At 48.7% G+C, this 19,691-nt stretch carries 14 protein-coding genes; 10 read left to right on the top strand and 4 right to left on the bottom strand.

Going from position 1 to position 19,691, the window contains the following annotated elements; genetic code table 11:
- Positions 1-10: 10 nt before the first annotated feature.
- The 9 genes from HMPREF0650_RS00350 to HMPREF0650_RS00310 all read left to right on the top strand — a co-directional run bounded on the left by HMPREF0650_RS00350 (position 11) and on the right by HMPREF0650_RS00310 (position 11,940).
- On the top strand, positions 11-1,087 hold the full coding sequence (locus tag HMPREF0650_RS00350) for a DUF8429 coiled-coil domain-containing protein (protein ID WP_004347425.1): 1,077 nt from the start codon (positions 11-13) through the stop codon (positions 1,085-1,087).
- A gap of 18 nt (positions 1,088-1,105) precedes the next feature.
- The gene (locus HMPREF0650_RS00345) at positions 1,106-2,593 is read left to right on the top strand and encodes a TolC family protein (protein ID WP_040561888.1); all 1,488 of its coding nucleotides are present in this window, start codon (positions 1,106-1,108) and stop codon (positions 2,591-2,593) included.
- An 8-nt stretch (positions 2,594-2,601) separates the two neighbouring features.
- Positions 2,602-3,591, top strand: coding sequence for an HlyD family secretion protein (locus HMPREF0650_RS00340; RefSeq protein ID WP_004347423.1), 990 nt, complete (start codon positions 2,602-2,604; stop codon positions 3,589-3,591).
- Positions 3,592-3,724: 133 nt separating this feature from the next.
- Positions 3,725-4,888, top strand: a complete 1,164-nt coding sequence (locus HMPREF0650_RS00335; protein ID WP_004347422.1) for an ABC transporter permease — start codon at positions 3,725-3,727, stop codon at positions 4,886-4,888.
- Positions 4,889-4,947: 59 nt separating this feature from the next.
- Entirely contained in the window at positions 4,948-6,228 is a 1,281-nt protein-coding gene (locus HMPREF0650_RS00330) for an ABC transporter permease (RefSeq protein WP_004347421.1), read from the top strand.
- A 229-nt stretch (positions 6,229-6,457) separates the two neighbouring features.
- Complete coding sequence (locus HMPREF0650_RS00325; protein WP_004347419.1) at positions 6,458-9,787, top strand: DUF2723 domain-containing protein; 3,330 nt, start codon at positions 6,458-6,460, stop codon at positions 9,785-9,787.
- Between the two features lie 93 nt (positions 9,788-9,880).
- Positions 9,881-10,492, top strand: coding sequence for a polysaccharide deacetylase family protein (locus tag HMPREF0650_RS00320; protein WP_004347418.1), 612 nt, complete (start codon positions 9,881-9,883; stop codon positions 10,490-10,492).
- The gene (gene queG / locus HMPREF0650_RS00315) at positions 10,470-11,450 is read left to right on the top strand and encodes a tRNA epoxyqueuosine(34) reductase QueG (RefSeq protein ID WP_004347417.1); all 981 of its coding nucleotides are present in this window, start codon (positions 10,470-10,472) and stop codon (positions 11,448-11,450) included. Before HMPREF0650_RS00320 ends, queG begins: the two co-directional genes overlap by 23 nt.
- A gap of 13 nt (positions 11,451-11,463) precedes the next feature.
- Positions 11,464-11,940, top strand: a complete 477-nt coding sequence (locus HMPREF0650_RS00310) for a DUF4112 domain-containing protein (protein WP_004347416.1) — start codon at positions 11,464-11,466, stop codon at positions 11,938-11,940.
- Positions 11,941-12,060: 120 nt separating this feature from the next.
- Here the strand turns inward: HMPREF0650_RS00310 and glmM are convergent, their stop codons facing one another.
- The 4 genes from glmM to HMPREF0650_RS00290 form a co-directional block, all read right to left on the bottom strand.
- Positions 12,061-13,443 carry a phosphoglucosamine mutase gene (glmM, locus tag HMPREF0650_RS00305; protein WP_004347415.1) on the bottom strand — a complete coding sequence of 461 codons (1,383 nt, stop codon included), beginning with the start codon at positions 13,441-13,443 and terminating at the stop codon, positions 12,061-12,063.
- Positions 13,444-13,495: 52 nt separating this feature from the next.
- A complete protein-coding gene (gene bamK / locus HMPREF0650_RS00300; protein WP_004347414.1) occupies positions 13,496-14,134 on the bottom strand; it encodes a BamK family beta-barrel-assembly machinery protein in 639 nt (212 codons plus the stop codon).
- 112 nt (positions 14,135-14,246) lie between these two features.
- Positions 14,247-15,290 (bottom strand): DHH family phosphoesterase, encoded by a 1,044-nt coding sequence (locus HMPREF0650_RS00295; RefSeq protein ID WP_040561887.1) that lies wholly within the window; start codon positions 15,288-15,290, stop codon positions 14,247-14,249.
- A 131-nt stretch (positions 15,291-15,421) separates the two neighbouring features.
- Complete coding sequence (locus tag HMPREF0650_RS00290) at positions 15,422-16,333, bottom strand: sugar phosphate nucleotidyltransferase (protein ID WP_004347411.1); 912 nt, start codon at positions 16,331-16,333, stop codon at positions 15,422-15,424.
- Between the two features lie 400 nt (positions 16,334-16,733).
- Between HMPREF0650_RS00290 and clpB the strand changes: the two genes are divergently transcribed.
- Positions 16,734-19,322: an ATP-dependent chaperone ClpB gene (clpB, locus tag HMPREF0650_RS00280; RefSeq protein ID WP_040561886.1), complete on the top strand. Its 2,589-nt coding sequence runs from the start codon at positions 16,734-16,736 to the stop codon at positions 19,320-19,322.
- Positions 19,323-19,691: the final 369 nt, after the last annotated feature.

Here is a 19,691-nt window from a genome sequence, read left to right as displayed (position 1 = left end):
TTAACTCACCATGCAGCATCCCCTGAGCGCAGGGGGTCGCATCACATCCTACAACGGAATACAAGGCTTGAGGCGCAAGAAATGTGCTTTGCAAAGTTTAATTTTCTCAAAAAACATTAAAAACAAGCCGAATGGTCATTTGTCTTTTGTTTTTTTTTTGCCAATCAACATTAAATATCTAAATTTGCAAAGACAATTATTAAGTAAAATTACCTATGAAAAAAAGGTAGTCATTCCGATGATCGTTTTCATGCTCCTACTCGTTGCAGGCATTGTATATCTTGCCTACAACTTGAACAAGCAACAACAGCATAACCAGGAGATGCAAGAGTTGGCCGAGCTGGACAAGCAGGAGATGGAAAACGAATATCAACGATTTGCCGATCAATATAGTGAGATGAAGACACAAATCAGCAACGATTCCATTGTCGCTCAGCTCACCAAAGAACAGGAAAAGACCGAGCGGCTCTTGAATGAGCTGAAGCAAGTAAAGAGCAATGACGCTCGTGAAATTGCCAGGTTGAAAAAAGAATTGGCCACCGTGCGCGCCGTCCTGCGCAGCTATGTGATGGAAATAGACTCACTGAACCGGCTCAATCAAAACCTGACCAAGGAAAATACCCGCATCAAGGGAGAATATGAAGCTGCCAACCGACAAATAGAGGGGTTGAGCACTGAAAAGGCAAACTTGTCGGAGAAGGTGGCCATCGCAGCACAATTGGATGCCACAGGCATTAACCTATCCCTTCGTGACAAGCGAGGCAGGGCAACCAAGCGGTTGAAAAAGGCCAAGACCCTGCAAGTGGATTTCAGCATTGCGAAAAACGTTACTGCCACCAATGGCATGCGTACGCTGTATGTGCGCATCGTAGCACCTACGGGAAGCGTGCTGGGCGGAGCCGGTACATTCCCATACGAGAACAAGAATTTGCAGGCTACTGCAAAAAAAACCGTGGAATACGGCGGTCAGCAAACCAATGTCACAGCCTATTGGAACATAGACCAAGCCATGGTCTCGGGTACATATCAGGTGAGCATCTTTGCAGAAGGTAACATGATAGGATCACGAAGTTTTACATTAGATTAGCAGTTGAATGAATCGATGATGAACAGACTTTATACTACACTGGTTCTGATGGGTACGCTGTTGCCTGTTCATGCGCAAACGACACTGTCGCTTGACAGTTGTCGGGCCATGGCCCTGCGCAACAACAAGCAGCTGAATGTAGCCAAGCTCCAACAAGACGTCGCCAGAAACATGCGAAAATCCCTGAGAACAAAATATCTGCCGAAAATCGATGCGATGGGTGGATATGAATTTGTCAGCAAGGAGATTTCACTACTCAACGACCAACAGAAAGCTGGATTTGCCAACTTGGGCACCAACATCAGCAACGGCATGGGATCCAATTTATCCACCATGATTGGCGGATTGGTACAACAAGGGGTTCTCTCCCCACAAATGGCACAACAACTGGGTTCACTGATGGAAAACCTGGGGGCTGCCATCGGCCAAGCCGGAAATGCCATAGGCAACAGCATCAATGAGGCCTTGAAGACAGACACCCGGCAAGTATGGGCAGGAACGGTGATGGTGAAGCAGCCCATCTACATGGGAGGAGCCATTATCGCAGCCAACAACATTGCAGACATCAACGAACAGATGGCTGCCAACGGCCTGTCACAACGCACACAGACCACACTTTACGACATTGACCACGCCTATTGGCTGGTGGTGTCGTTGAGACAAAAGCAAAAACTGGCCAACAGCTATCAAGAACTCGTCAAGAAGCTCAGCTCTGATGTACAGAAGATGATTGAGCAAGGTGTGGCCACACGAGCAGATGGTTTGAAAGTAGACGTGAAAGTGAACGAAGCAGACATGCAGGTGACACAGGCCGAAAACGGAGTTGCCCTCGCCAAGATGTTGCTCTGCCAATTGTGTGGGCTACCCTTGGATGAGAACATCCAATTGGCTGACGAAAATGCCGAGTTGCTGTCCCCAGGAGTGAACAGTGAGGCCAATCAGGCGATTGACATCACCACTACCCGCCCGGAATTGCGCTTACTGCAAAACGCCGTTGACATCAGCAAACAGAACACTCGGCTCATCCGGGCAGCCTACCTGCCACATGTAGCACTCACAGGTGGTTATTTCATCTCAAATCCAAATATGTTCAATGGCTTCCAGCGAAAGTTCTCGGGTGCATGGAATGTGGGAGTCATTGTTCAGGTGCCGGTGTGGAACTGGTTTGAGGGTGCCTATAAAGTGCGTGCCACCAAGACGGCCACCAGCATCGCCGAGCTCACCATGAGCGACGCACAAGAAAAGATAGAACTGCAAATCGCACAAAGCAGATTCAAGGTGAAAGAAGCTAACAAAAAGTTGGCTATGGCCATGAAGAGCGTGTCAAGTGCAGAAGAAAACCTGCGCAGTGCCAATCTGGGATTCAAAGAAGGTGTCATGGAATCGACGGATGTCATGGCTGCGCAAACAGCATGGCAGAAAGCTCAAAGTCAAAAAATAGAAGCAGAAGTAGAAGTTAAATTAGCCCAAGTAAACCTCAACAAGGCGCTTGGCATCTTACAATAATAAATATCATGTCGGCAAAATCACAACACAACAACATTTTACTGGCGATCATTGGATTCGCTACAGTTGTCATTCTCGTGGCCATCATCGGTTTTTTCACGTTAGGAAAGAAGCCAGAGATTGTTCAAGGCGAAATTGAAGTGTCTGAATACCGCGTTTCAAGCAAACTGCCTGGTCGTATCTTGGAGTTAAGAGTCAAGGAAGGTGATTACGTCCGGGTGGGCGATACGCTGGCCATCCTGGAGGCTCCCGAGGTAAATGCCCAGGAAAAGGCAGCAGCTGCCCAGCAACAGGCTGCCGCCGCCATGAGCGACATGGCAGACAATGGAGCCAGAAAAGAGCAGATTCAAGCTGCTTATCAATTGTGGCAACAGGCATTAGCGGCGGCAGATATCGCCCAGAAATCGTACGAACGCGTGCAAAACCTTTTTGATCAAGGGGTGATGAGTGCTCAAAAGCGCGACGAAGCCTTTGCTGGCTACAAGGCACGCGAAGCACAAGTGAAGGCGGCCAAGAGCCAATATGACATGGCCAAGAACGGTGCTCGCGAAGAAGAGAAACGCGCTGCGAAGAAACAGGCTCAAGCAGCTGAGGGAGCCGCCAATGTGGTTCGATCGCTATTAAGAGAGACCGTTCAGATATCCAACGTAGAAGGTGAAGTCAGCAGCATATATCCTAAGGAAGGCGAACTGGTTGGTACAGGATCGCCCATCATGAGCATTTCCATCATGAAAGACCTATGGGGTACCTTCAACATCCGCGAAGACCAACTCAATGGCATGAAGGTGGGTGATACTTTCAAGGCTTACGCACCCGCTTTCAACAAAGAGATCAACATGAAAGTGTTCTACATCAAGGACCAAGGGTCATACGCTGTATGGAAAGCCACCAAGACTAATGGGCAATATGACTTGAAAACATTTGAGGTAAAAGCACGTCCTACCCAAAAATTCGAGGGTCTTCGTCCAGGAATGTCGCTCGTCATCAAGGAGTCATAAACGAGATTTTCAGAATTGTGTAGATGATGGTTCCAGTTCATTGCAGCTGAATCAGGCCCGCACGAGAATCACGACACCTTCCCATGGTTCATCACCACAACTGTCCATCACATAGGATTCATCACGTAGATACATGTTAAAAAAAATAATACAGATTGCCTTTCGCGAATGTGGAATATTGCTACATAATCCCATCTATGGATTCTGCATGGTGATATTCCCCATCCTGGTCATCATCTTTTTTACATCCTTGATGAACGAAGGCCAACCCGTGAAGATGCCTGTCGGCGTGGTTGACTTGGACAACACGACCACCTCGCGCAAGCTGATTCGTAATCTTGACTCCTACCAGATGAGCCATGTCGTGGCACATTATTCCAACATGAACGATGCCCGGCAGGCTATCCAGCGCAACGAGATTTATGCTTTTCTGCTCATTCCGAAAGGCATGACAAGCGACCTCACCAGTGCACGCCAGCCAAAAATCTCTTTTTATTACAGCAGTGTGTCACTCGTAGCTGGCTCTACGCTGTACAAGGATTTGAAAACCATTACGACGCTCGGTTCGGCAGGAGTTGCTTCCGCCAAACTAACAGCCATGGGGAAGACCAATGACGAGGTTAGAACCTTCTTACAGCCCATTGCCATCGACCTGCACATGATCAACAATCCATTGGCCAACTACAATGTTTACCTTTCCACGACCATGATTCCAGGCGTATTGCTCATCTTCATGTTTCTTATCTCTGCCTATTCCATTGGTACGGAACTCAAGTTCAAAGAATCAAAGAAGTGGCTGGCCATGGCTGACAACAACATCTATGTGGCCATGGCAGGAAAGATGCTGCCGCAAACCATCATCTTCCTAACCATCTTCTACGCCTTTGAAATTTATATCTACTATGTGCTGGGCTTTCCACACCCAGGCGGTCTCTTTCCCATCTTGTTGCTCGGACTGCTCACGGTGCTGGCAGGACAAGGCTTTGGCATCTTCGCTTTTGGTCTGGTACCCTCACTGCGCATGTCCATGAGTGTATGCTCACTCTGGGCCGTACTGGGTTTTACGACCAGCGGCGCCACGTATCCGGTGTTCTCCATGAGCCCGATGATTGAGGCGATGGCACAACTATTCCCTCTCAGGCACTACTACATGATTTACCAACAGTGCATCTTCAACGGTTTCCCGCTGACAGACGCTTGGCTCAATCTCCTGGCACTGTGCACCTTCATCATACTGCCGATATTCACCCTGCGCAACATCAAGCGAGCCATGCTCACCTATGTATATATACCTTAACAGGACGTAAGATAAACTAAGCAACCCAATAGAAGTTTAAAGACAAGAAACAAGCAAACATGAACGAAAGTTTCTTCCAGAGAATCAAAGAAGGCATCCAGGATATGTGTTATATCTGGGTCAAGGAGATACGCTCTTCCGTGACCGATGAAGGCGTGCTGATTTTTTGCATCTTGGTGCCACTTCTCTATCCTCTTGTCTATTCCTGGGCTTACACGAACGAAGTGACACGCGAAGTGCCGGTTGCTGTTGTTGACTTCTCCAAATCACAACTTAGCCGTCAGTTCATTCGTTCAGTAGACGCTTCGCCCGGCACCGACGTGACTTACCATGTCAACAGCTTAAACGAAGCACGTGAACTGGTAGCTCGACAAAAAGTTCACGGCATCCTGTATTTTCCCGCTGACTTCTCAAACAAACTATACCGAGGGCAGCAATCCCACGTCAGCCTTTACTGCGACATGAGCTTGATGCTCACCTATAAAGCCATTTATCAAAGTACACAGGAGGTGGCCAGCATGCTGAACACCGAGCTGCAGCTGCAACAGGCGGGCGGATACACCAACAGAGATGATGAGATTGCAGCACAACCTCTGGCCGTGGACGATGTTCAAATATTCAATTCGACGGGCGGATACGGCAATGCGCTCATCCCCGGTGTGCTGATGATGATCATGCAGCAGACGCTGTTGTTGGGCATCGGTCTGGCTGCAGGAACGGCCAGAGAGAACAATCGCTACAAAGACCTTGTACCCATCAGCCGACATTACAATGGCATATTCCGCATCGTCATGGGCAAATCTATGGCCTACTTCATGCTTTATGCAGTCATCGGAGCTTACCTGTCATTGATAGTACCCAGGCTTTTCGGCTTTACCACCCTTGCGTCTGGAGCTGCGCTGGTGGGTCTGCTCGTTCCATACATCCTGGCTTGCATCTTCTTCGGCATGGCCTTGTCGTGTATGGTTCGCTATCGCGAGAATGTCATCCTACTGGTTGTCTTCACATCCATTCCTTTAATATTCATGACAGGCGTTTCATGGCCCCAAAACAACATACCTGGAATATGGCAAGGTGTGGCCTATCTTTTCCCATCTACCTTCGGCATTAGAGGATTCTTGCGCATCAACGGCATGGGAGCCACGCTGGCTGACATCAAAACAGAATACCAAGTTTTATGGGTGCAGGTACTGGCCTATTTCCTACTCACTTGTTTGGTTTACCGCTATCAAATCATCCATACTCGTCGTCATGCCTTGGAACGCATCGCAAGGTTGAAACAAAAAGCAAAGGAAGCGATAGAGAGAAAGGAAAGACTGGCCAGCGAAAAATCCGAATAAAGGTAAAAGGTTCATCATCGGGCATCCGTATCCTCCAATCATTTCACAAATGCCGATGTCACATTTTTTAAGTCTTTCACCCCACTTGTTTTAATTGTTTTTGCGTACCTTTGCAAAATATAGGTTGTTACGTTGACCATCAACGAGTTTTTTGCTTACAAATAGCATAACAAGCAAAGAAAGGACAGCCTATCAATAGGATGCAAAATTATTATTCATCATTATATCAATGAAACAATTCAGATTAGTAGATAATGTGGTTGGATGGGTTGCCTTCCTCGTGGCTGCCATCACCTACTGTCTTACTGTAGAGCCGACAGCCAGCTTCTGGGACTGTCCAGAGTTCATCACCACAGGTTACAAACTGGAAGTAGGGCATCCGCCGGGGGCACCATTCTTCATGCTTACGGCCAATCTCTTCACGCAGTTTGTGAGTGATCCGTCTAAGGTGGCCCTCATGGTCAACATCATGAGTGCGTTGCTGAGTGCCGTCACGGTACTGTTCCTGTTCTGGACTATTACACACCTCACGCGCAAGCTTATCCTGAAAGACTGGGACAGTCTGTCACTGGGAAAACTCATCGCCATCGAGGCATCGGGACTGGTGGGAGCCTTGATTTACTGTTTCAGCGACACGGCATGGTTCTCGGCCGTCGAGGGCGAGGTGTATGCCTACTCATCGGCATTCACGGCTGTTGTATTCTGGCTCATCTTGAAATGGGAAGACCACGCTGACGAACCCCACAGCGACCGTTGGCTGCTGCTCATCGCCTACATGACGGGGCTCTCCATCGGCGTACACCTGCTCAACTTGTTGTGCATCCCGGCCATTGTGCTGGTGTTTGTGTACCGCAAGTTCCCCGACATCGAGGTCAAGGGCTCACTCATTGCCCTGCTTGTCTCGTTTGTCGTGGTGGCCGGCGTGCTGTACGGCCTCATCCCAGGCATTATCACCGTGGGCGGATGGTTCGAGCTTTTCTTCGTCAACACGCTCGGCATGCCGTTCAACACAGGTACCATCGTGTACATCCTACTGCTGGTAGCCACTGTGGTGTGGGCCATCTACGAGAGCTATGTGGGACAAAGTAACCGCCGCATGAATATTGCTTTCATGCTATCGGTGGCCATGTTGGGCATCCCGTTCTACGGCTATGGCTGGAGTGCGGTGTGCATCGGCGTGGTAGTGTTGGCCCTGCTGTGGTTCGTACTCAACTATACAAACAAGGTTGAGAAGAAGCGAGTGCCGCTCATCAGCGCGCGCATCAAGAACACTGTGCTACTGGGACTGCTGATGCTCATGATAGGTTACTCGAGCTATGCACTCATTGTGATACGCTCGGCGGCCAACCCTCCAATGGATCAGAATTCACCTGAGGATATTTTCACATTAGGCAAATACTTGAGTAGAGATCAATATGGCGACCGTCCGCTACTCTACGGACAGGCTTATACCTCCCAAGTAAAGCTTGATGTGCAGGGCAACCAGTGCATACCCAGCATGAACGAGGGCGCACCCATATACGCACGCAAGGAAAAAGCAAGCAAGGACGAGAAGGACTCGTACTTCGTGGTGACGCACAACTCCAAATACATCTACGCACAGAACATGCTCTTCCCGCGCATGCACTCGTCAGATCACGCCACGGCCTACGAGAGTTGGATGGGCGGCGTGGATGGCACACAGGTGCCATACGACCGCTGTGGTGAAAACATCATGGTGAAAATGCCAACGCAATGGGAGAACCTGCGCTTCTTCTTGAGCTACCAATGCAACTTTATGTATTGGCGCTACTTCATGTGGAACTTCGCTGGTCGCCAGAATGGCATACAAGGAAATGGCGAACTGGAGCACGGCAACTGGATCTCGGGCATCCCGCTGATTGACAATCCGCGACTGGGCGACCAGAGCAAGCTGCCCGATGAGTTGAAAAACGATAAGGGACACAACGTATATTACATGTTGCCGCTGCTGCTGGGACTTATCGGACTGTTCTGGCAGGCATGGCGTGGCAAGCGTGGCATCCGCCAGTTCTGGGTGGTGTTCTTCCTGTTCTTTATGACAGGATTGGCCATCGTCATCTATCTGAACCAGACACCATTGCAGCCTCGCGAACGCGATTATGCCTATGCGGGATCATTCTACGCCTTCGCCATCTGGTGTGGTATCGGCGTGGCAGCCATCATCGACCTGCTGAAGAAGTATCTCAATAAAGTCAACGAGACAGTACTGGCCGCCATTGTAGGCGTAGTCTGTCTGCTGGTACCAGTGCAGATGGCCAGCCAAAACTGGGACGATCACGACAGAAGTGGGCGATACACCTGCCGCGACTTCGGACAGAACTACCTCATGACCTTGCAGGATGAGGGCTACCCCATACTCTTCACCAACGGCGACAACGACACCTTCCCACTTTGGTACAACCAGGATGTGGAGGGCGTACGAACCGACGCCAGGGTATGTAACCTGAGCTATCTGCAGACCGACTGGTACATTGATCAGATGAAGCGGCCAGCTTACGACTCGCCATCCGTACCTATCAGCTGGCCAAGATTAGACTATTGCTCGGGAACCAACGAGGCTGTGCCTATCCAGAGCAGTTGGAAGAAAGAGCTGGAGCAATACTATAGGGATTATCCCGAAGAGGCCAAGAAACAATTCGGCGATGAGCCGTTCGAGCTGAAGAACATCATCAAGTACTGGATGCGGTCGAAAGACGAGGACAGGCACGTCATCCCCACCGACACGGTATATGTGACCATTGACAAGGAGGCCGTAAAGAAGAGTGGTATGATGATGGCTTCCGACACCATCCCCGATAAGATGGTGATCTCACTGGCAGGTAAGCGTGCGTTGTACAAGCAAGACATGATGATGCTGGAGATGATTGCTGAATGCGGATGGACTCGACCTATCTACATTGCCACAACCGTTGCTGCCAGATACTACATGAACCTGGGTGACAACTTTGTGAGCGAAGGACTGGTGAACCGCATCACACCTTTCACCACCAACAAGCCCGGTGTGAAGAACTTCGACACCGAAAAGGCCTACAACAACCTCATGAATCGCTACAAGTACGGCGGACTGGAGAAGAAAGGCCTCTACATCGACGAGACCACCATGGGCATGTGCGTGACACACCGACGCCTATTCGCACAGCTGGCTACAGAGCTTCTCAAGGAAGGCAAGACCGACAAGGCTGCAAAGGCTTTGGCCAAGGCCGAACGTGTGATACCAGAATATAATGTACCGATAAGCTGGAAGAGTGGCTCCCTGGATATAGCGCGTGCCTATGTGCTGCTGGGACAGAAAGACAAGGCAAAGCATATCCTTCAAAAACTATGGAAGGACCATGTGCAATATGCCGACTGGTACCTGAATTTGGATGGCACAAGATTCCTTGCATCACAAGAAGACTGCATGCTCTACTTCCATCTGATGATGGAAGTGAACAAGATTACGTCACTCTTCGACACAGCATGGGCCAAAAAACAAATGGACGAATTGAACCGACGATACAACCTATATGCACGAAAAGGCGGTCGCACATTAGAGTGATTCATGATAAATGTTGATGCCGGAACACAAGCATGTCAGTCAGACTAATTGGTTCTCGGCATCAATTTTTAAAGAAAAAGAAGAAAATAAAGCATGTTCATTGAGCAACCAGCCAAATGGTTACGGTGGTTATACCCCAACGCCCTGTGGCGAATGGATAGGAACGAGCGGTCGGTTTATCTGACGTTCGACGACGGCCCGATACCCAGTTCCACACCTTTCATCCTCGACACGCTGGCTCAATACGACGCCAAGGCTACCTTCTTCATGGTGGGCGAGAACGTACTACGCTATCACGACTTGTACAACCGCATCGTAGAGGAAGGGCATCAGATAGGCAATCACACCTTCAACCACATGGGGTCACTCAAACATTGGGCGCTGACCTATGGCATCAACATCCAGAAAGCTAACGAATTGATACACGCCCACCTCTTTCGCCCGCCCCATGGATGGATGCGATGGTCGGTATATTGGTGGCTGTCCAGACGCTATCAAATCGTAATGTGGGACCTCGTGACCCGCGATTACTCCAAGTGGATGACGGCAGAGGACGTACTGAACAACGTGAAGAGATATGCCCGCAACGGCTCGATCATTACTTTTCACGATTCTACGAAGAGCATCGATAAGCTACGATACGCCTTACCAGAGGCCTTGAAATGGCTGAAAGAACAAGGATATGAATTCAAGACTTTCGAGTGAGCTGAAGGCTGAGGCATTAAACCTCGGCTTTTTTGCTTGCGGAATAGCACACGCTGAAGCCGTTGACGACACCAACGCCAGTCATGTAAGGCAGTGGATAGAAGATGGACGGCTGGCAGACATGGACTATATGCGCAACCATACCGACATGCGACTGGACCCACGGCTGCTCATGAAGGGCGTGAAAAGCATCGTGTCGGTTGCCATGAACTACACACCGGCACAGCACATCCCATCCGATCAGCTACAGTTTGCGGCGTATGCTTACGGCGAAGACTATCACGACATCGTCAAGAAAAAGCTAAGACAGCTGGCATTGACGTTTGATTTCAAGGAATTGCGCATGCAGGATGAACCGAACAAGGAGGATAATGACACTTATTTTCGGGTTTTCTGCGACTCTGCGCCTGTGTTGGAGCGCTATTGGGCCACTCGTGCAGGACTGGGTTGGATTGGCCGTAACCACCAACTGATTATTCCAAAAGCTGGTAGCATGTTCTTCCTTGGCGAGCTGTTCTTGACTATTGAGTTAGACTATGATGAACCCATGCGCAGCCATTGTGGCAATTGTCATGCTTGCATTGATGCCTGCCCCACTGGCGCCATCACCAAAGACGGCCCGCTCGACGCCAACAAATGCCTTTCCTACCAAACCATAGAGAACCGTGGAGGCATCTCAAAAGACATCGCCGAGAAGATGGGAAATACGGTTTACGGCTGCGATCGTTGTCAGCAAGCATGCCCATGGAACCGCTTCTCTATACCCAACAACACACCAGAGCTGCAACCGAAGCCAGAGTTCTTATCCATGACACGCGACAAGTGGATGCAGCTTTCAGAAGATGAATACCGCCAACTATTCAAAAAGAGTGCGGTAAAACGAGCAAAATACGAGGGACTGATGCGCAACATCCAAGCCATAGTTGACCTTTCGAAAGAACAAAAACAAGATCATTAAGACAGAAAGAACGATGAACTCACAAGAAAGAAAAGAACAATTACGGAACAGCAAACCATACCAGGCCATGAAACACATCACCATCTATCTGGACAATTATCACCTTGATGGCATTGCTGGTCTGGTTCCAGGAGGAATAGGTGACGCCGTGACCGCCTTTTTCGGCTTGACACATGTCTACTTCGCCATGTTCAAACTGCATTCAATTCCCCTCACTCTGGCAGTGTTGAACAACACTTTGCGTGACGTGCTGTTAGGACTAATTCCATTCTACGTCGGCAATGTCATAGATTTTTTCCACCGTTCTAACAAGAAGAACATGGCGCTCATCGACGGATTCATCAACGATGACAAAGCCATCATCAAGGAAGTGAACAAACGAGCGTTGCAAGCTGCGGTCTTCCTCATTTTCTTTATCATCGCCATTGCCATGATGATTGCCCTGCTGATATGGCTGGCAAAAGCACTGGGAACAATGATTTTCAGTTAAAACTCCATACAAGCCTCAGCGAAAAGATGTACCGCATATTGACCAAAATCCCCAAGACGACGTGCCGCCTTGGGGATTTTGACGTTTGATGGTTGGCAGATGCCGACCAAGCAATACGTCTTATTGCATTTCATAAACCACATCCATGAGCTTACGGCCAAGACTTTCAGCCTCTTCCATTGTCGCAGCCTCGCTGTAAACACGAATGATAGGCTCCGTGTTGCTGGCTCGCAAGTGAACCCATTTGTCAGCAAAATCAATCTTGACGCCATCGATATCTGTCACCTTTTCATCCGCATACATTTCCTTGATACGATCCAAGATGGCACTGATATCAGTCTCTGGTGTCAAGTCAATACGGTTTTTCGCCATGAAATAGTTGGGGTAAGACTTGCGAAGCTCACTCACTTTACAGCCTTTATGTGCCAAAGAAGAGAGGAAGAGGGCAATACCTACCAAGGCATCACGACCATAATGGCTCTCCGGATAAATCACTCCGCCATTGCCTTCACCACCGATGACGGCATTCACCTCTTTCATCTTCGTGGTAACGTTCACTTCTCCAACTGCTGAAGCCATGTACTGTCCTCCATGTTTCTCTGTCACGTCACGCAGTGCGCGTGTAGAACTGAGGTTTGAAACGGTGTTGCCAGGTGTATGACTCAACACATAGTCAGCCACACTAACCAGCGTGTATTCCTCACCAAACATGGTACCGTCTTCACAGATAAACGCCAAGCGGTCTACATCCGGATCAACAACTATACCAAGGTCGTAGCCTCCTTTGGACATTTCCTGCATGATACCCCCCAAATTCTTTTCCAATGGCTCTGGGTTGTGTGCAAAATCACCCGTGGGTTCACCGTTCAGAAGCGTGTATTCAACGCCCAATTCGTTCAACAGTTTTGGCAGAATGATGCCACCAACACTGTTGATACCATCCACGGCAACCTTGAAATGAGCTTTTTTGATGGCCTCCCGATCAACCAACTTCAGTGCCAACACACTCTCAATATGGCGTTGGTCGAATGAAGAATCTTCGGTATAATGACCTAAATGATCCACATCCGCATAGTTGAAATCTTCACTTTCAGCGATGTCAAGCACCTCATTGCCTTCCGATTTGGTCAGAAATTCGCCTTCATGGTTGAGCAATTTCAGTGCATTCCATTGTCTTGGGTTATGACTCGCGGTGATGATAATGCCCCCAGCCGCCTGTGTCATACGCACAGCCAGTTCGGTTGTGGGCGTCGTAGCCAATCCAATGTTAATGACATCATAACCAATTCCCATCAACGTTCCACACACCACGTTCTTCACCATCTCACCTGAAATGCGCGCATCGCGTCCCACCACAATAGTGTTGCTCTGCGACTTTCCACTTCTACGGATAAACGTAGCATAAGCAGATGTGAACTTGACGATGTCCAATGGGTTCAACGTGTCGCCCGAACGACCTCCAATGGTACCCCGAATTCCTGAAATTGATTTGATTAACGTCATGATGTTTCCTGTTTAATGTTAGTTTTTATATCAAGTTGTTCACAGGTTTTTCTTACCTACCTCGTTGATATGTAATGTCATACAAACATGGATAAACGCTCTGTCGCGCATAGTTATGCCCACTGGTATGCGGAACTATCAACCGAACCTTCGCTATCTCGTCGCCTTCTTTGATGGGTCTGCCCACATGGATATAACTGAACGGAACCAGCCAACCTGCAGGAACCTCTGTTGTATTGAAAGCACTTGACATCACGCTCTCACCCTTTACAAACGAAGCCGTAAACGTTCCGCTTGTATTACGAACCTTCATCTTATCCACCACGGCTGAATAAAACAACACATCGTTCGAAAGTTGCAAGGAGTCGGTCATCAAGTTACGTTCTTTAAAACGACAAAGAACATCAACGGTCTCGCCATTCTTGATTTTCTCTCCCACTCCATTTCGAATAATCTGCATGTAAACGCCACTGCTGGAAATCAAGACAAACTCATTTCGTTGCACGTTTGTCGTGTAACCTTGCGCCGCAAACGTCTCTTCAGAAATGACATTCACGGCCGAATCGGCAATGTATTTGTTGATAGCACTGCGCTCCGCTGCCTTTTGATCTGCATAGGTCTTGTTGTCACGGCAAGATGCCAAAAAGCAGATGGACAACAAGGCGAATAGTGGAAATATAATTCTTTTCATCTTTTATGATATCTACAGTCATCTGCAAAGATAGTTAAAGTCGGGAAAACGACAAAAGAAAAGCTTTGCTTTTATAGATTATTGACGATAGGAACAAGCTGTCATGCGTAGGCTATTTTCGTTTTAACCGATCCTCATAATGTATGAAAGCCTGCCTAACCACTTTTTCAGCCTCGTCCAAAGAGCAATAAAGTCGACCACCACTGGCATTGACATGTCCTCCCCCATTGAAGAATTCGGCCGCCATCTCATTGCAAGGAAAGTCATCCACCGAACGCAAACTCACCCAAACCAGGTTGTTCTTACGGTCATCTTCACGCAATGAAACGGACAACTTCATGCCCTTGATGGAGAGCGGAACGTTGACCAAGCCCTCTGCATCGCCTTTCACAAAATGGAAATCGCGCATGTCACTGCGGGAGATGGCAAAATAAGAGGCATGAAAATCCTCGAAGACATTTAACTTTTGCGACATCATATAGCCTCGCAACCGTATGGCCCACTGGCTATAATTGTTGTAAACATTGCGGTAAATCTTGTCCTTGTCGAATCCTTTTGTCAACAACTGACTGATAATGAAGAAAATGTCTGGACGGGACGAATTGTAGGTAAAGCCGCCCGTATCGGTCATCATGCCACAATAGATGGGCACGGCACCCTGGCACGTCATCCGTTCAAAGCCACCCAACTGCCATATTATGCGGAAGATTAGTTCGCCTGTACTGCTGGCATCGGTTCGGGATATGGATAAAACCGTATCCATGTCGGCGTTGGTGTGATGGTCTACCATCACCCTTTTGGCAGGACTTGCTTCCAATACGGATTGCATTTCGTCTACCCTCCCGGTGCTGCCAAAGTCGAGACAAAACACCAAGTCAGCCTTCTGAAACAGTTGTTTCACTTCCTCCTGATGCTTGTCATAGCGTACAATACGGTCGCTGTTGGGCAACCATCGCAAGAAATCGGGATAAGCATCCGGCATCACGACAGCGGGTTGTTTGCCACATTGGCTCTTCAGATAATCGCACCAAGCCAACGAAGAGCCCAGTGCATCACCGTCAGGCGACTTGTGTCCGCAGATAATAATATGTTGAGCATCATCAATTAGTTGTCGCAACAACTCCAACTCTTCTGGTGCCAAAATGTCTATGTTCATGTAACGAATGTACGTTGAGAATATCATCGTTTTCAAGTTGATGGCTGTTTGGCACAAAGGCAATCACCCACCAACTTAAAAACTCAAAAACTTACAAACTCAAAAACTTATAAACTCAAAAAACTCATCCATCAGAATAACTGATTGGGATATACGTCTTGGTCAACCAGCGACTGAATCCTATCCACGGTATCCTGACGGTCTGCCGCATAAGTAACGCCAAACCACTTGCTGGTAGTGTCAAGCACCTTCACGGTAGCCGTTCCCTCTTGAATCAACTTATTAACCATCAATGGAATGAAGAACTCTGCCTTAAGGTTCTCCATGTTCTTCGGATCAGAGAGAAACTCCTTGAAATAAGCATCACTATACTTGAAATAATCGGGTGTAAAGCCCCACATGTTCATCGATACGGGCGTATTGTCGTCTACTGCCACCCATTCTCCTTGTTCATCTTTGTAACATACGGCTCCGTTAACGCGCATGATTTCAGTGCGTTCTACAACGGTGGTCAGGTTGCCTTGTTCGTTCTTTTCGCAAATACCACGCGCCACGGTTCCATTCTCCGACAGCGTATTGCCTACGCGGAAGCCCACCATGGCATAGTTGTTTTTTGAGCCTTCTGGAAGATTGGCCAAGAACTTTCCCATCACCATGAATGCATCTCGATTGTAGAAGTCGTCACAATTGATGACACAGAACGGTTCGTTAATCAATTCTTCGGCCATCATCACGGCATGATTGGTACCCCATGGCTTTTCTCTACCTTCAGGAACGGTAAAACCCTCCGGCAGCTTGTCGATGGACTGGAAACACACTTCGGCAGGAATATGTCCTGCATATTTAGACAACACTTTCTCTCTGAACTCGTCTTCAAAGTCTTTTCGGATGACAAATACAATTTTACCAAAACCTGCTTTAATGGCGTCATAGATAGAATAGTCCATGATGGTTTCCCCATTAGGTCCCAAACCGTCAAGTTGTTTCAATCCTCCATAACGGCTACCCATGCCGGCAGCAAGCAGTAATAATGTTGGTTTCATAATCAATTTTATTTTAATGATAATCAATGTTCAAATCAGTTGGGGTAAACAGGCGACGCCTATCACTTGCAAAGATAGTGCGAGCCGAAGGTAATCAAGCTGGCTTGAATTGCTGAGGCGACGCCTATCTTATGCAAAGGTAATAAAAAACGCTTAATAGCCACAAGAAATCACAATCTTTTACAACATGATGAAGCAGCCATCTGTTGAAAGCATACCTATCACCTTCCTCAATATAAATCACAGACAGACAGGCAGACTCACGGAAATCCGCAAGTTCTTTCTCGGTCAATTTGGCATAATAAAACCGCCACATTGGCGCATCACTATACAAAGGCACACCTTTTGGACATCATGAAGCAGTTAAAGAAATGATTAAAAAAGAAAGGAAAAAAGGATGATGACATTCGATAAATTTACAATTAAAGCACAAGAAACTGTTCAAGAGGCTGTGAACCTGGCACAAAACGCTGGGCAACAGACTATTGAACCCATTCACTTGCTGCTCGCCCTGCTGAACAAAGGGAAGGATGTGACGACGTTTATTTTTCAAAAGTTAGGCATCAATCCTTCTCAGATAGAGGCATTGGCGCAGAGCGAGATTGAACATTTGCCCAAGGTATCGGGCGGACAACCCTACCTGAGCAACGACACCAACATGGTGTTGCAAAAGACTATGGATCTGTCCCAACGCTTTGGCGACCAGTTCGTGAGCCTTGAACCGATGTTATTAGCTTTGCTCACGGTCAACTCTTCGGCCAGTCGTATCCTCAAGGATGCAGGCTGTACGGAAAAAGACATGACCAAAGCCATTGATGAGTTGCGACAAGGTTCGAAGGTACAGAGCCAGAGTGGCGACGAAAACTATCAGGCACTTGATAAGTATGCCAAGAACCTGGTGCAGGAAGCGCGTTCCGGAAAGCTGGATCCAGTGATCGGACGGGATGAGGAGATACGCCGCGTGCTCCAGATATTGAGCCGCCGCACCAAGAACAACCCTATATTAATAGGTGAGCCGGGTACGGGTAAGACCGCCATTGTGGAGGGCTTGGCCGGGCGTATCGTTCGAGGTGACGTGCCCGAGAACTTAAAAAACAAGCAGCTCTACTCGCTGGACATGGGCGCATTGGTGGCCGGAGCCAAGTACAAGGGCGAGTTTGAAGAACGTCTGAAAAGCGTCATCAAGGAAGTGACTCACGCCGAGGGCGAAATCATCCTCTTCATCGACGAGATTCATACCTTGGTGGGTGCAGGCGGCGGAGAAGGTGCCATGGATGCCGCCAACATTCTAAAGCCGGCTCTGGCGCGTGGCGAATTGCGGGCCATTGGTGCCACCACACTCAACGAATACCAGAAGTATTTCGAGAAAGACAAGGCACTGGAAAGGCGATTCCAAACGGTGATGGTCGACGAACCTGATGAGTTGAGTGCCATCTCCATCCTCCGCGGATTGAAAGAGCGGTACGAGAACCACCACAAAGTGAGGATTCAGGACGACGCATGTATTGCTGCCGTAACACTGTCGGAGCGATACATCAGCAACCGATTCTTGCCAGACAAGGCCATCGACCTGATGGACGAGGCCGCCGCAAAACTGCGAATGGAACGCGACTCGGTACCGGAGGAGTTGGATGAGATTACCCGTAAGCTCAAACAATTGGAGATTGAGCGCGAAGCCATCAAGCGAGAAAACGACGAGGTGAAGATCAAACAACTCGACAAAGACATCGCCGAACTGCACGAGGAGGAACAATCGTTCCGGGCTAAGTGGGAAAGCGAGAAGAACTTGGTGAACAAGATACAACAGGACAAGCAGGAGATGGAGAACCTGCGATTTGAAGCTGACCGCGCCGAACGTGAGGGCAACTACGAACGGGTGGCCGAGATAAGGTATGGTAAGCTGAAAAGTCTGCAAGACGACATCGACAACATCAAGCTACAACTGAAGGCCACACAGGGCGGAGAAGCCATGGTGCGCGAGGAGGTGACGGCTGATGACATCGCTGAAGTGGTGAGCCGATGGACCGGCATTCCCGTCACGCGTATGCTGCAAAGCGAGAAAGACAAGCTCTTGCATCTGGAAAGCGAGCTGCACAAACGGGTGATTGGCCAAGATGAGGCCATCACGGCCGTGAGCGACGCTGTGCGCCGCAGTCGGGCCGGATTGCATGATCCGAAACGCCCCATCGCCTCGTTCATCTTCTTAGGAACCACTGGCGTGGGCAAGACCGAGCTGGCCAAAGCACTGGCTGAATATCTTTTCAACGACGAAAGCATGATGACGCGTATCGACATGAGCGAGTATCAGGAAAAATTCAGCGTGTCACGGCTCATCGGCGCACCTCCCGGATACGTTGGATATGACGAGGGTGGACAGCTGACAGAGGCCGTCAGGCGCAAGCCTTACAGCGTCATCTTGTTCGACGAGATAGAGAAGGCGCATCCAGACGTGTTCAACATCCTGCTGCAAGTGCTGGACGATGGTAGACTGACCGACAACAAGGGACGCACGGTGAACTTCAAGAACACCATCATCATCATGACCTCTAACCTGGGCAGCCAATACATCCAAGAGCAAATGGCTGGCATCGACGCACACAACCGTGAGGACAAGTTGAGGGAAACTAAGCATACGGTCATGGAAATGCTCAAAAAGACCATCCGGCCGGAGTTTCTCAACCGTATCGACGAAACCATCATGTTCTTGCCACTGACCCGGACTGAGATCGACAGCGTGGTGAAATTGCAGATGAACGCCGTGAAGAAAATGCTGTCGGAACAAGGCTTTACCTTGGAATGGACACCCAATGCCATCGACTTCCTTGGCAAGGTGGGATATGATCCTGAGTTCGGTGCCCGCCCGGTTAAGCGCGCCATCCAACGCTACGTCTTGAACGACCTGTCCAAGAAGCTGCTGGCCGGCGAGGTGATGAACGATAAACCCATCACCATCGATGCCGATGACCATGGGCTGACATTCAAAAATTAAGGACGCACAGCGGGCCTTTGCCAGCTGGACCGCATCAGCCAGAGCATGAAGGGTGCGGGAACAGCTGCACGGCCTGCACGTCATGAAAACCTATCATTGGGGTATGTCCGTAAGGATGTACCCCATTTTTGTTTGACGGAGCATGGTAGGGCGCTCACCCTAAATGTCCTATTTTTTGATTGTTTTTAGCCCCTAAAACAACCTTTCAAAACTTTCAATCTGGAAAAAAACGATAGGCCTACGGGATGCACGCAGGTACTAATTTGACAAGTAAAAAACACCTTTTTCACTTAAGGCTGGTTCTATAAATTACCACCGCATATAGTCATTAATTTTTTATGAAATACGTTTTGTTATCTTTTGGCCTTT

Source organism: Hoylesella buccalis ATCC 35310 (assembly GCF_000177075.1).
In the GTDB taxonomy this organism is placed as follows: Bacteria; Bacteroidota; Bacteroidia; order Bacteroidales; family Bacteroidaceae; genus Prevotella; species Prevotella buccalis.
This window is presented reverse-complemented; position numbering and strand designations above follow the sequence as displayed.

What these genes read in the sequence shown, in the direction of transcription:
- HMPREF0650_RS00350 (WP_004347425.1), top strand. Translation starts at nt 11, where the DNA reads ATGCAGCATCCCCTGAGCGCAGGGGGTCGCATCACATCCTACAACGGA.
- HMPREF0650_RS00345 (WP_040561888.1), top strand. Translation starts at nt 1,106, where the DNA reads ATGAACAGACTTTATACTACACTGGTTCTGATGGGTACGCTGTTGCCT.
- HMPREF0650_RS00340 (WP_004347423.1), top strand. Translation starts at nt 2,602, where the DNA reads ATGTCGGCAAAATCACAACACAACAACATTTTACTGGCGATCATTGGA.
- HMPREF0650_RS00335 (WP_004347422.1), top strand. Translation starts at nt 3,725, where the DNA reads ATGTTAAAAAAAATAATACAGATTGCCTTTCGCGAATGTGGAATATTG.
- HMPREF0650_RS00330 (WP_004347421.1), top strand. Translation starts at nt 4,948, where the DNA reads ATGAACGAAAGTTTCTTCCAGAGAATCAAAGAAGGCATCCAGGATATG.
- HMPREF0650_RS00325 (WP_004347419.1), top strand. Translation starts at nt 6,458, where the DNA reads ATGAAACAATTCAGATTAGTAGATAATGTGGTTGGATGGGTTGCCTTC.
- HMPREF0650_RS00320 (WP_004347418.1), top strand. Translation starts at nt 9,881, where the DNA reads ATGTTCATTGAGCAACCAGCCAAATGGTTACGGTGGTTATACCCCAAC.
- queG (WP_004347417.1), top strand. Translation starts at nt 10,470, where the DNA reads ATGAATTCAAGACTTTCGAGTGAGCTGAAGGCTGAGGCATTAAACCTC.
- HMPREF0650_RS00310 (WP_004347416.1), top strand. Translation starts at nt 11,464, where the DNA reads ATGAACTCACAAGAAAGAAAAGAACAATTACGGAACAGCAAACCATAC.
- glmM (WP_004347415.1), bottom strand. Translation starts at nt 13,443, where the DNA reads ATGACGTTAATCAAATCAATTTCAGGAATTCGGGGTACCATTGGAGGT.
- bamK (WP_004347414.1), bottom strand. Translation starts at nt 14,134, where the DNA reads ATGAAAAGAATTATATTTCCACTATTCGCCTTGTTGTCCATCTGCTTT.
- HMPREF0650_RS00295 (WP_040561887.1), bottom strand. Translation starts at nt 15,290, where the DNA reads ATGAACATAGACATTTTGGCACCAGAAGAGTTGGAGTTGTTGCGACAA.
- HMPREF0650_RS00290 (WP_004347411.1), bottom strand. Translation starts at nt 16,333, where the DNA reads ATGAAACCAACATTATTACTGCTTGCTGCCGGCATGGGTAGCCGTTAT.
- clpB (WP_040561886.1), top strand. Translation starts at nt 16,734, where the DNA reads ATGACATTCGATAAATTTACAATTAAAGCACAAGAAACTGTTCAAGAG.